Genomic DNA, 12,733 nt, shown 5'->3' with positions numbered 1-12,733 from the left:
TATGGCGTCGGATGTGGCGGGTGAGCTGCCGGATCGTGAAGCGATTCTGGATATGCATCCTATTCGACGCATTGCTACGCTGGAAGAAGTGGCAGAAACCATCTGCTTCCTTGCTGGCCCTCATGCTGGCTATATTACCGGCGAGACTTTAAATGTTGCTGGCGGACTGGGGATCTAACGCCACCGGCGTCTAAGGTTGTCCGATTAATGTTTTTCAGCAGGAAATACAGGCAGGTTAAGTTTGATTAACTGAACGCGAGCGAAATCAGGATGTTCACTCGCGTTGCTGAAAGATATTTCATTAAAACGGTGACAACCAAACGCAGGATTAGCCCGTAAACAACCCTACCGCTACGCCAGCCGCAGCCAGCAACAACAGCAGTAACATCGCTTTTACCGGCGACAGCCCGCGTTTAGCCATCAAATACCAGGTACCTATCACCACGATCAACGGCAGCAGCTGCGGAAAAATACCATCGAGCATTTGCTGTAGATGAATGTTCACTCCATCTTTGGTCACGAACTCCAGCCCGGTATCCAGCTTGACATAACTTGCCGCCACGCCGCCCATCACAAACACGCCAAGCAGCGATAGCGCTTCTCTCAGTCGGGTTGATTTGCTACTCACCAACATTTCGACGGATGTCGATCCCATACGGTAGCCTTTGAGAAACAGAAACCAGGAACCGGGAATGATAATCGCCAGCCAGGCAATGCTGTAAAACAGCGGCCCAAGAATATTGCCGCCAGCCGCCAGCGCCATACCAATACTGAGCAGGATCGGGATTAACATTCCCGGGATCATCGAGTCGCCAATTCCGGCCACCGGCCCCATCAGCCCAACTTTCAGGGTATTGATCGTTTCCCCATCAACAGGTTCGCCGTTGGCGCGCTTCTCCTCCAGTCCCAACACCATACCGTTAACGATGGCGCCAATCTGTGGTTCGGTGTTGTAGAATGAGGCGTGACGCTTGAGCATTTCTTTTCTTTGTTGCATATCGGGATAGAGCTTCTTTGCCACGGGCAGCATGCTCAGGCAAAAGCCAAAGGATGCGAGGCGTTCAAAACTCATAGACGAAAGGTTGTACATCATCCAGCTACGCCAGCAGCGGCGCAAATCCCGGCGGGTCAGTTTACGTTCTTCCATTAGAATTCATCCTCATCAACCGGCTTTGTGACGCTTGCCACCTGCGGCTCCGGCTTATAGTTGTAGTGAATAAGCGCCAGCAGCGCACCGACTATTACCAGCGCCACCATATTCAACTTCAGGAATACGATGCAGATAAAGCCCACCAGAAAGTAGATCAGCATGCTGTAATTTTTGATAATTTGCTTTAACAGGATAGCGATACCCACCGCGGGCAAAATGCCGCCCAGCACATTCATGGTCGACAGCATCACCGGTGGCAGGCTGTCCATAAAAGCGCTGATATACTGCGCGCCAAAATAAACGGCGATAAAGGTGGGCACAAACCGCATAAGAAAATTAGTTGCCTGCGGCCAGATAGCGCTGTTGAGATAAACGCCGCGCGCGTCGCCCTTTTCCAGCGCCTTATCGGCACGGTGGTTCCACCATGAGTTCAGTACCAGCATCGCATTAAACAGCACTGTACCGGCAATCCCGATCGTCGCAGCCAGCGCCACGGCCACCTCGACGCCTTTACCGGATAAGATCCCTAACGCAATAGCAGGAAAGGCGACAAAGTTTAGATCCGCCGGCATCGATCCGCCGGGCGTAACCATCGCAATATAGACCGCCTGTACTGCCACGCCGATCACGATCCCGGTTTGCATATCACCGAGGATCAACCCCACCAGCATGCCCGAGACCAGCGGACGGGTAATCAGATACCAGCCACCGGTCACGCCGAGCAGCCAGGGGCTACTCAGCGATCCCAGATAGCAGAGAACGCCGATTAACATCGCTTCAAAAGCCATAATGGGCTCCTTATTTTATTTTTTGTCGGGCGTCCTGCCAGTGGTAAGCGCTGGCATCCGGCACCAGACGAAACTCAACCTGATGGCCGTTTTGCGCCAGGTAGTCGAAGGCGGCAGCCTCCTCAGCGCTGACGGCCTGATTGGGTCCGATAGTGGTGGTGTTGGCGCGAGCGCTCATCGGCCCGACGTTAATTTTGCGGTGAGTGTTTTGCAGGCTGATCCCAGCCTCTTCAATGCGTCGTAACGTAACCGGCGACTCACCGATAACAAAGTAGCGCTTCTCGCTGGCGATGATTTTCGGCAGTTTTTCTATCGCCGTGGCGGTATCGAACAACCACACTTTAATATCCTGTACTGCGCCTTTCATCACCGAAGAGAGTAGTGGATCGGCTGCCACCGCATCGTCGATAGCGATAATGCCATCGCACGGTAATTCTTTGGCCCAGCGGGTAACCAGCTGACCGTGGATAACCCGATCGTCAATACGTACAAAGGAAATGCTCATCGTTGCCCCTTAAAAATCATCAGATTGTTGAGTTTCAACCAGACGGGCCTGCACTACTGCGTTTCTCGCCTGGTCCAGCAGCTCACGGGCTGCATGCTCAATATCAAGATCTTTCAGTTCGTCACTGAGCAGCAGCATTGGAAAGTTAACGCCGCTCAGCACCGCCATTGGCGGAGTAGTTGCCGGATCGAACGCATGGTGGCAAGCAACATTCCAGGGGGTGCCGCTTTGCAAATCACACAGCACCAGTACGCCATCAGCGCCTTTACGCGCCTGATGAAGCACGCCGGCGAACTCGTCGCGAAAATCATTAATACCTTTGGTTTCGCTAAGCATCACCGGAAAAACATGCGGCAGCTCGCCGTAGACCATACGGGCGCTGCTAAGCAGCGCTTCCGCCAATGGGCCGTGCGTTGCCAGAATGACAGTGATCATATGATTATCCTCTTACCCAGGCTTTTATGGTGGCGAGCTGCTGACCAACGCTACTGCCGTAAGGTGAAATGCGATATTCCCCGACTGCCGCCGGAACAATGAAAGTTTCCGCATAGCGCACCACAAAGGGTTCAAAAGCCTGATTAGGGCTTTCGACCAGCGCTTCATGGCCTTCAATCAGGTTGAGAACGTTTACGCCGCCCTGCGTATGGTGAGTAACCGGTTTACAGAACCAGTGACGGCGGGTTTCGATAAATTCACGCTCATGCAAACCGGTGCGCTCTTCACGCCAGCCGTCGCCTTCGGCAACCGGCTCAACCTGGTTTACCAGATGACGGGTTACCCATTGCGTATCCCGTTGCCAGTCAATAACCTGAGCACCGTGTTCCAGGTGTACCGGACGCGGTAATCCATCCATGCCCAGGCGCCCCCAGTCCCATAATTTAAAGGTGAAAATGTACGGTGTGGCGCTGATTTCCAGCACCACGGTGCCGGCGCCGGCGCAGTGTACGGTACCCGCAGGGATCAGAAAGTGATCGTGTTTACGTGCCGGGAAGCGATTAACGAATTTCTCGTCTGCAAATGCCTTTTCTCCACGTTGGGCGCTGGCGAGATCATTGAGCATTTCCTGTGGATCGATACCGGTTTTGATGCCAAGGTAGACTTCTGCGCCTGGTTCGGCCTCCAGCAAGTAGTAACTTTCGTCCTGGGTGTAGTGCATGCCAAAATGCTGCTGGATATATTCAGTCAGAGGATGGACCTGAAAACTTAGATTCTGGCCGCCGACGGTATCCAAAAAATCAAAGCGGATCGGGAATTCTGCACCAAAGCGGGCATGTACCTTTTCGCCCAGCAACGGACGCGGATAGAGCAGTACCAGATCTTGCGAAGGGATCTCAAGCCGCACATCGCCGAAACGCAGCAACAGGCTGTTCTCTTCGGGCACACAGTCAAAACCCCAGGCGTAATTGGGCTGGGAAGCATCCAGATTGAACTTATCTTTCATCCACTGCCCGCCCCAGACGCCGGGATCAAAAAAGGGAACGACGCGAAACGGCTGTTGGACGGTTTGTTCCAGACCATGGCGCAAGGCGACGCCGTTCACCAATGCTGGATCGTTTTGTTGATTGGTATCTAGCAGGAAATCAGCGCGCCTGAGCAACGACGTTTTATGACGATCAAACACCCGCCACTCAATAAAAAACGCGCGTTTATAACGACGCAGGATATCTTCCTGCTGATTATTTGCACCCCAGTTGCCTGCTTCACCGCTGCGAAAGCGCTGCTGAATTTCCCAACGCGCCAAATCGGCATAAATCAGCCTATCGCCCGGATGCACCAGCGCGGCGCCGGGGCCATACACCACCACCAGCCCTGCCGTTACCGCTTCCACTTCGCGTTGTAATGCCGCCAGCCGGTCGGGACAAAAAAACGCAGGGAGCTGATGACAGGAAAGAACGCCAAATACGCGGTCGTCTGTCAGATTATCGGCCAGTAAATCATGGAGAGATTCTTCGCTGTGTCGGGCCGTTTCGGCGTTAATAATTAGCGCCGGATTCAGCCCGCAAATGAGTTGCTGATGCAGCTCATCCAGGCGAACGCCCGGATAACAGTCAATGACCAGTACGGTTTTATGCTGTTTCGGCAGGCATTCAGCCACCGCACGCTGCACCACCGACCAGCCGCGCCAGGCATGATTATCAAATCCCTTTACCCGCACTTCGGGATATTTATCGTATCTTTCATCTTTCATACGCCCCTCCTTTTTGGTTGGTCTAGATTAATCGATTAACCGAATTTGAACAGAGTGATAAACGCGATCAACCCGACATAACCGCAAAAAAAGCGGGGTTATGTCGCCTGTCTGTGAGGGCTTTCACAAGAAAATCTGTCATTTTTAGGTTATTCGATTAATCTAAACAGGGAATGGATAAACAAGGAGATAAGATGGCTTCCGTCACTCTGGCGCAGGTTGCTGAACGCGCTGGCGTATCAACCGCAACGGTTTCAATGGTATTACGCAACCGGGGACGCATTTCAGACGCCACGCGTCAGCGGGTAATGAAGGCGCTTGATGAGTCGGGCTATGTCTATAACCAGACCGCCGCTAATCTGCGTAATCGCACCAGTAATCAGGTTGGCCTGCTACTGCATGACATTACCAACCCATTTTACGGAGAAATGACTGCAGGGCTGAGTCAGGAAATGGAGCGCCACGATCTGCTGCTGTTCCTTGCCAACAGTGAAGAGTCGGTCGAGCGGCAACAAAAGTTTGTCGATTCCCTGATGCGTAATAACGCCTGCGGCATGGTGCTGTGCGCCGCAAAGGAAACCCCGTCGCTGTTTTTTGAAACCCTTAAGCGACGTAATATTCCCGCCATTATGGTGGTTCGTCCGATGGATGATGCCGATTTTGATTTTGTTGGCACCGATAACTTTCTTGGCGCTCAGCTTGCCACTCAACATTTGCTGCGGCTGGGCCATCGTCATATTGCCTTTATTGGCGGCAGTGAAAACTCTGCCAGCCGCGCTCAGCGAATCGGCGGCTACAGCAGTAAATTGCTTGAGCATCGTATTCAGCCTGACAGCAGTTGGGTGGTTCCTTCGCTGGCCAGTCAGGGAGACAGCGCACGCGTGGCTGGGGCGCTATTTAAGCGTTACCCGGAGATTACCGCAGCAGTCTGCTATCAGGATGTGGTTGCGTTGGGCGTCATGCAAACGCTGCGCAAAATGGACCGCGTGGCGGGCAAAGACTTTGCGCTGGTGGGGTTTGATGATATTACCGAGGCGTCACTGGTACAGCCCGCGCTCACTACCGTTTCCGTCACGGCGAAAGAGATTGGCCGCCAGGCGGGCGAGCTGCTGCTCAGCCGGATTCAGAGATATGATGGGCCGCCAAAACACATTATTTTACCGCCAAAGCTGGTGGTGCGTGAATCCTGCGGTTTTAAGTGATGGTTTTTCCTTTTATTAATAACTTGTTGAATACACAGACCTGATCGATTTCCAGGTGGTTCCATAAAATGAGGCAAATTATCTAACCATAAGGACAGGGTGTATGAGCCTCAGCCTGCCGGACACCTCCCTCTATTATCTGCCACGGGATAATCTTGATCCGGAAAAGTTTGAGCTAATTATTAGCCCATCGCTCGCCTGGTCACACATTGATAGTGAATACGTTTTTGACGATCGCTGGTCATCGGGTTACCAGCTTATCAATATGCGCAAACGCGACTTTAACGGCTATACCCATCAGCAACCGCCGCAGGGACCGCACGAGCGGAGTAAATTAAAACGGATGGTATATAGAGGTGAAGTGGTGATGCTCGGCAGCGTTTATTTTTCTGCTGGTGGGCTGTTTTATATCGACGGCAACGGTGATTTAGTTTGTTGCTCGCCCTTAAGTTTTTAGTATGGCGGCGCGCAAGACGTTATTCGTGAATATAAAAGGTCCGTTGCCCGGCGAGACTATAGCAACAGAGGCGGAAAACCACGCCCTACCGTTTTACCGGCCCAGCTAACTGCGGTAACGCAGCCTACTCCGCTTAGCACTATCAACAGCAAAGCCGCCGGCCAGCTACTGGCAGCCGGTGGGATATACCATGGCAATCCTGAGGATTTCAAAAAAACCGCTGAACAGCTGGGAGGCGATGCGCCCGCCGGTTATGACCAGATGTCCTCTGATCAGATAAAAGGTCTACTGATTGCTGGCGCCTCGATAGCGGCGGGCTTAACCCTGGGAAGGATAAATATTGGGGCCGGGAAAAGTGCGATAGAAGCGGCAGATTTGGAAGTAACAAGTAACAGAGCTGCTGGATTGATTCCCTCAGATAAAAAATACCTTATAACACAGGCGATACCAAATTCCGTTATTAACCTCAACAAATTTAACTATCTATTTGGGAAAGCTTCAGGTAATAGCCATATACTAGACCGTACAAATCAGCTTGCTTTGGAAATGAAGAGGCTAGGTGTAACTAATGATCTTAATGGACATTCAATACTTGCTGAACATTTTACAAACATAACAAAAGAACCTGGAAATATCTTGAAGAAATACTCAGACAAATATGGTAATTTCGAACTAAGAGAATCTTTTTTCATGGGGCCTTCAGGTAAAGCAACAACATTTGAAAGCACTTTTGAAGTTATGAGTGATGGTACTCGCAGATTTATCACCACTATCCCAAAAAATGGAGGCGCCAAATAATGTTCATAGAAAAGAAACCTGATGAAATTGCATTGCTCTCTTTTTTTGAAAGCGAACCCGCCTCATTTAATCGGGATAACATAAGTTATTTATATACTGCCAAAGATAAAAAAGGAATTAGCCTCAATTTCTCATTTAGCGTTGTCGAAGGTTGGATTCAGTATACTTTAATGTTAAGCGATTATGAATTCCTTTATAATTCCATTGACGTTGATTCTTTCATGATAAAAGATGATAAAGTTGGTGAATACTTATACATTGAGGTGGTTACTGATACACTTGTCAATAAAATTGAGATACGCATCAGCCCGGAAATATCAATAAAAAGTAGCACTTTGATTAGATAACTTAGCGTATTAGCATTGTTGGTAAATCAGGTGAGTTCTCATGAAGAATAAAATTAATTTTTACCAGGAGATAAAAATATCTACAAAAAGCCACCTGTTAAAATTTGAACTATTAAAATAGCAAGCTCACAGCGGCCAGCCAGGATGTTATCTGCGATGCTGAGATGACTAAAGGCTGGATAAACCGGCGCGTTAACGCCGGTTTGGGGAAGGTAAATACTGCCTGTCAGGCGTTGGTTACCGGTTTTTGGTCATGCTTAACCTGAGCGTTTTCCAGCATGCGACGCACCGGAACAATCAGTAAGAACAGCACCGCTGCGCAGATCAGCAGCGCGATGGAACAACGCGCGAAGAGATCGGGCAGCATATCCAGCTGATCGGCTTTCACGTGACCGCCGATCAGGCCTGCCGCCAGGTTACCCAGCGCACTGGCGCAAAACCACAGCCCCATCATCTGGCCACGCATTCTTTCCGGCGCCAGCAGCGTCATGGTCGCCAGGCCAATCGGGCTCAGGCATAGCTCGCCCAGCGTCAGCATCAGGATGCTGCCCACCAGCCACAGCGGCGATACGCCTGCTCCGCCGTTATTCAGCACATCCTGCGCCGCCATCTTCATCAGACCAAAGCCCACGGCAGCGAACAAAATACCGATAACGAATTTGGTAATGCTGCTCGGGCGGATATTTTTCCGCGCCAGCATCGGCCATGCCCAGCTAAACACCGGCGCCAGCAGAATAATAAACAGCGCGTTAATTGACTGGAACCATACCGCCGGAATTTCAAAATCACCGGCCATGCGGTTGGTGTAGTCATTAGCGAACAGATTAAACGAAGTCGGCTTTTGCTCGAATGCAGACCAGAAGAAAGCGGCAGACACCAGCAGGATAAAACAGACCAGCAGGCGGGCGCGCTCTTTTCTGCTCAGCGCCGCGAACAGGAACAGATAAACAAAATAGAGCACCACCGAAGCTGCAATCACATACACCAGCATGCTGGCGACCGCGACCGGGTTGATCACAATTACGCCCAGCGCAATCAGCGTAGTGACGATGGCGACGCCAGCCGTCAGCACCAGCAGCCATGCGCCTACGCCGTTCTTTTTCATCACCGGACTGTTCCAGGTGGAATCCAGACCGACTTCGCTGTCATAACGTTTCATCGCCGGAACGGCGAACAGGCGGAAAATCACCAACGCCACCAACATCCCGATGCCGCCGATACCAAAGCCCCAGTGCCAGCCGTGAGATTTAATCAGCCAGCCGGATATTAGCGGTGCGATGAACGAGCCCATATTGATGCCCATATAAAACAGCGAGAAGCCGCCGTCGCGACGCGCATCACCTTTCTTATACAGCGTTCCTACCATCACGGAGATACAGGTTTTGAACAAACCGGATCCCAACACGATAAACATCAGGCCGATAAAAAACAGGTTGTCGCCCATAACGGCAGAGAGCGCGATCGACAGATGACCAAGCGCAATCAGTATTGAGCCGTACCAAACCGCTCTCTGCTGACCCAGCCAGTTATCCGCCAGCCAGCCGCCCGGCAGCGCGGCCAGGTACATACTGCCGGCAAAGATGCCCACAATCGCCGAGGCATTTTCACGCGCCAGCCCCATTCCACCGTCGTAAACGGCTGAAGCCATAAACAGAATTAATAACGGACGAATGCCGTAAAACGAGAAGCGCTCCCACATTTCCGTGAAGAACAGCGAGCCCAGCGGATAAGGATGGCCGAAGAAAGTCCGGCTTTCATTTGTATGAACAGAGGAACGCATAAATTCTCCCAAAAGGTATGACATAGTGCCTGCATGTGCTGAATGCATGTCGACCGTTTATCTATCCGGTCGTGTTTTTACATTCGGTAAAAAGTATTTAACCGTTTAGCAACGGGATGCTAGTTTTTTCTAGTGTGATCTTCAAAACTTTAAGATAAAAAGTCGACAAGCGTCTACTTTATCAGATTTTGAGTCGGTAAAAACCGGATAATCATTGACACCATGCCATATTCGGTCGCATGAGGCATAATCCTTTTTAAACATAGGGTTAAGGTGCCATTAGCAATGCGGCATAGCCTGTGAGCCAGCAACAAATTATTTATAAATACAGGGGAAAACGTTACTGAGAGGGATGAGCGGTAAAAATAGCGTTAAAGAAGAAAGTTAAAGGAAGCGGGTACGAAATGCTGGCTCAAGGCAGTGCAAATAATGAGCTTGACCGTGGGCTATATCCGCAAGCCTGTTCTTTTAGCCTTATGTAGAAATAAAAAAGCCGACGACAGCGCTGTCGTCGGCTTTTTTCATAGCTGCGGCAATCAGGCGTTCTGCAACTGCTGCCCACAGGCTATCACGCTCGCCAGCAGAACTTTCACATCCTCCAGGCAAACGGTGGGATTGAGCAGCGTCATTTTCAGACAGGTCACACCGTCAGCTTCCGTTACGCCAACGTTGGCGCTGCCGGAGGCCAGCAACGCATCACCGATACGCTGATTCAGCAGCGCCACCGCTGCGGTGTCGCCGTTTTCCGGGCGGAAACGGAACAGAACGCTGGCCAGTTGCGGCTGCATCACCAGCTCCAGCTGCGGTTGCTCAGCAACAAACTGCGCCACCTGCTGCGCCAGCGTTACGCCGTTATCAATGATTTCGGCGTACTGCTTTTTACCCAGCGCTTCCAGGCCCATCCACAGTTTAAGGGCATCGAAACGACGCGTGGTTTGCAGCGACTTCGACACCAGGTTCGGCACGCCATGCTCTTCATCAAAATCAGAGTTCAGGTACGCCGCCTGGTAACGCATTAACTGATAATGATGCGCATCTTTCAGCAGGAACGCGCCACAGCTGATGGTCTGGAAGAACTGCTTGTGGAAGTCCAGCGTGACGGAGTCCGCAAGTTCCAGACCATTCAGGAAGTGACGATACTTTTCAGAAAGCAGTAACGCGCCGCCCCAGGCCGCATCCACATGCACCCAAATCTGCTGCTCAGCCGCCAGCGCGGCGATTTCAGCTAACGGATCGATCGCGCCCGCATCGGTGGTGCCTGCGGTGGCGACAATTGCCATTACCTGTTCGCCATTGGCTTTCGCCTGTGCCAGCTTCTCCGTCAGATCGTTAAGATCCATACGCGAGAATTCATCGGTTTTTACCAGCGTCACGGACCGGTAACCCAGCCCCATCAGCGCCATGTTCTTTTGCACAGAAAAGTGCGCGTTTTCAGAACATAACACTTTAATTTTGCTGAGATCGCCGGTCAAACCGTCCAGCTGAACGGAATGGCCCTGACGCGCGAAAAAGGCATCACGCGCCAGCATCAAGCCCATCAGGTTGCTTTGCGTACCGCCGCTGGTGAAAACCCCGGCGTCGCCCGCCGGGTAACCAACCTGCTCACGCAGCCACTCAATCAGCTTCATCTCAATAATGGTCGCCGACGGGCTCTGATCCCAGGAGTCCATGCTCTGGTTGGTGGCATTGATCAGCACTTCTGCTGCCTGGCTAATAACCAGACTCGGACAATGCAGATGCGCCACACACTGCGGATGATGTACGGACAAGCTGTCTTTGAGGAAATACTCAACGGCGCGTTCAATGGCGGCCTGATTGCCCAGGCCCTGAGAACTAAATTCTAAATTGATGCGCTCACGTAATTCCTCAACGCTTTTGCCCTGATACATCTCAGGCTGCTGAAGCCATTGCACCACTGCTTTTGTGCTCTGTTCAATTGCTTCCTGATAGGCGGCAATACTCTGCGCGGAACCAGAGAGAATCGGATTTAAATCAGACATTGGTTCATTTGCTCCGATTAAACAGGCTTCACGCCAGCATTCAGCAGCGCGGTTTCAAACTTATCGAGGAAAATTTCCAGCTCGGCGTTGCTGATAAGCAGTGATGGCAGCAGACGCAGTACGCAACCGCCACGGCCGCCGCGTTCAAGGATCAGACCCGCTTCGAAACATTTTTTCTGCAACAGCGCAGAGAGTTCGCCGTCTGCCGGGTAACAACCCATATGATCCTGCGCTTCGTGCGGTTTAACGATCTCAATACCAATCATTAAGCCCAGACCGCGTACGTGACCGATAACCGGGAAACGTTTTTGCATTTCAGCCAGTTTGCCTTTCAGCCATTCGCCCTGTTCAGTGACTTTATCGGCAATGCGTTCTTCTTTCAGGATCTTAAGCGTGGTGAGGCCGGTAGCCATCGCCAGTTGGTTGCCGCGGAACGTACCGGTGTGATGGCCCGGCGCCCAGGCGTCGAACTGTTTTTTAATGCCCAGCACCGCCAACGGTAAACCGCCGCCTACCGCTTTGGACATTACAATGATGTCCGGTTCGATGCCGGCGTGTTCGAAGGCGAACAGCTTGCCGGTACGGGCAAAGCCTGCCTGCACTTCGTCAAGAATCAGCAGAATGCCGTGTTCCTGAGTCACTTTACGGATGCGCTGCAGCCACTCAACCGGCGCCGGGTTTACGCCACCTTCGCCCTGCACGGCTTCCAGAATAACGGCAGCCGGTTTACGCACGCCGCTTTCAACGTCATTGATCAGGTTTTCAAAATAGTAGGTCAGCGCTTTCACACCGGCTTCGCCGCCGATGCCCAGCGGGCAACGGTACTGGTGCGGATAAGGCATAAACTGTACTTCCGGCATCATGCCGTCAACCGCTTCTTTCGGCGACAGGTTACCGGTTACGGAAAGCGCGCCATGCGTCATGCCGTGATAACCGCCGGAGAAGCTGATCACGCCGGAACGTCCGGTCGCTTTTTTTGCCAGCTTCAGCGCTGCTTCAACAGCATCCGCGCCGGAAGGCCCGGTGAATTGCAGGCAATATTCTTTGCCCTGATTCGGCAACAGCGAGAGCAGATAAGCGGAGAACTCATCTTTTAATGGCGTAGTCAGGTCAAGCGTATGTAACGGTAAGCCACTGGTAATGACGCTTTGGATGCTCTGAATCACATCAGGATGATTATGACCCAGCGCCAGCGTGCCGGCGCCCGCAAGACAGTCAAGATATTGTTTATTTTCAACATCAGTTAGCCAGACGCCCTGCGCTTTAGCGATCGCTAACGGCAATTTACGTGGATAGCTTCTGACGTTGGATTCAAACTCAGCCTGTCTGGCTAAAAAGGACTCATTGCTTTGCGGTAATGAATTAGCACTCAAAGAATCAATACGGACTTTATCCGTCATCATATCTCTCCTACAACCTGGGGTTGTTTTAACACCGGGTTGAATAAAGGTTTAAGGGGGGTAAAAAAAACGCGGCTAATATATGTTTTTTCTGCCGCGTACTCAATCTTATATTTTG

The 12,733-nt window shown here is 51.6% G+C and carries 13 protein-coding genes; 5 read left to right on the top strand and 8 right to left on the bottom strand.

Annotated features, from left to right (window positions below; genetic code table 11):
* Position 1 precedes the first annotated feature (1 nt).
* Positions 2–178 (top strand): SDR family oxidoreductase, encoded by a 177-nt coding sequence (locus tag K6958_RS05270; RefSeq protein ID WP_249893675.1) that lies wholly within the window; start codon positions 2–4, stop codon positions 176–178.
* 150 nt (positions 179–328) lie between these two features.
* Here K6958_RS05270 and K6958_RS05265 read toward each other — a convergent pair whose 3' ends face one another.
* From K6958_RS05265 to K6958_RS05245, 5 genes are read right to left on the bottom strand one after another with little or no spacing between them, the layout of a single operon-like run.
* Positions 329–1,147 carry a PTS system mannose/fructose/sorbose family transporter subunit IID gene (locus tag K6958_RS05265; RefSeq protein ID WP_249893674.1) on the bottom strand — a complete coding sequence of 273 codons (819 nt, stop codon included), beginning with the start codon at positions 1,145–1,147 and terminating at the stop codon, positions 329–331.
* A complete protein-coding gene (locus tag K6958_RS05260) occupies positions 1,147–1,938 on the bottom strand; it encodes a PTS mannose/fructose/sorbose/N-acetylgalactosamine transporter subunit IIC (protein WP_249893673.1) in 792 nt (263 codons plus the stop codon). The genes K6958_RS05265 and K6958_RS05260 overlap by 1 nt, the downstream gene beginning before the upstream one ends.
* 10 nt (positions 1,939–1,948) lie before the next feature.
* Positions 1,949–2,443 (bottom strand): PTS sugar transporter subunit IIB, encoded by a 495-nt coding sequence (locus K6958_RS05255; RefSeq protein WP_249893672.1) that lies wholly within the window; start codon positions 2,441–2,443, stop codon positions 1,949–1,951.
* Positions 2,444–2,452: 9 nt separating this feature from the next.
* On the bottom strand, positions 2,453–2,878 hold the full coding sequence (locus K6958_RS05250; protein ID WP_249893671.1) for a PTS sugar transporter subunit IIA: 426 nt from the start codon (positions 2,876–2,878) through the stop codon (positions 2,453–2,455).
* 4 nt (positions 2,879–2,882) lie between these two features.
* Positions 2,883–4,631, bottom strand: a complete 1,749-nt coding sequence (locus K6958_RS05245; protein WP_249893670.1) for a class I mannose-6-phosphate isomerase — start codon at positions 4,629–4,631, stop codon at positions 2,883–2,885.
* Between the two features lie 194 nt (positions 4,632–4,825).
* On the opposite strand from K6958_RS05245, the gene K6958_RS05240 reads away from it, so the two are divergent.
* From K6958_RS05240 to K6958_RS05225, 4 genes are all read left to right on the top strand, one after another.
* Complete coding sequence (locus tag K6958_RS05240; RefSeq protein WP_249893669.1) at positions 4,826–5,833, top strand: LacI family DNA-binding transcriptional regulator; 1,008 nt, start codon at positions 4,826–4,828, stop codon at positions 5,831–5,833.
* A gap of 103 nt (positions 5,834–5,936) precedes the next feature.
* The gene (locus tag K6958_RS05235; protein ID WP_249893668.1) at positions 5,937–6,290 is read left to right on the top strand and encodes a DUF8093 domain-containing protein; all 354 of its coding nucleotides are present in this window, start codon (positions 5,937–5,939) and stop codon (positions 6,288–6,290) included.
* A 21-nt stretch (positions 6,291–6,311) separates the two neighbouring features.
* Complete coding sequence (locus K6958_RS05230) at positions 6,312–7,088, top strand: hypothetical protein (protein WP_491562431.1); 777 nt, start codon at positions 6,312–6,314, stop codon at positions 7,086–7,088.
* Positions 7,088–7,435: a hypothetical protein gene (locus tag K6958_RS05225; RefSeq protein ID WP_249893666.1), complete on the top strand. Its 348-nt coding sequence runs from the start codon at positions 7,088–7,090 to the stop codon at positions 7,433–7,435. The genes K6958_RS05230 and K6958_RS05225 overlap by 1 nt, the downstream gene beginning before the upstream one ends.
* A gap of 226 nt (positions 7,436–7,661) precedes the next feature.
* Here the strand turns inward: K6958_RS05225 and K6958_RS05220 are convergent, their stop codons facing one another.
* From K6958_RS05220 to K6958_RS05210, 3 genes are all read right to left on the bottom strand, one after another.
* Positions 7,662–9,215 (bottom strand): peptide MFS transporter, encoded by a 1,554-nt coding sequence (locus tag K6958_RS05220; protein ID WP_249893665.1) that lies wholly within the window; start codon positions 9,213–9,215, stop codon positions 7,662–7,664.
* Between the two features lie 536 nt (positions 9,216–9,751).
* Positions 9,752–11,215: a pyridoxal phosphate-dependent decarboxylase family protein gene (locus tag K6958_RS05215; RefSeq protein WP_249893664.1), complete on the bottom strand. Its 1,464-nt coding sequence runs from the start codon at positions 11,213–11,215 to the stop codon at positions 9,752–9,754.
* Between the two features lie 17 nt (positions 11,216–11,232).
* Positions 11,233–12,618: a diaminobutyrate--2-oxoglutarate transaminase gene (locus tag K6958_RS05210; RefSeq protein WP_249893663.1), complete on the bottom strand. Its 1,386-nt coding sequence runs from the start codon at positions 12,616–12,618 to the stop codon at positions 11,233–11,235.
* Between the last annotated feature and the right edge of the window lie 115 nt (positions 12,619–12,733).

Origin of the sequence: Mixta hanseatica (genome assembly GCF_023517775.1) — a bacterium.
Lineage (GTDB): Bacteria > Pseudomonadota > Gammaproteobacteria > Enterobacterales > Enterobacteriaceae > Mixta > Mixta hanseatica.
Note: the sequence above shows the minus strand (reverse complement) of the source record. Positions and strands in the feature narration are given on the sequence as shown.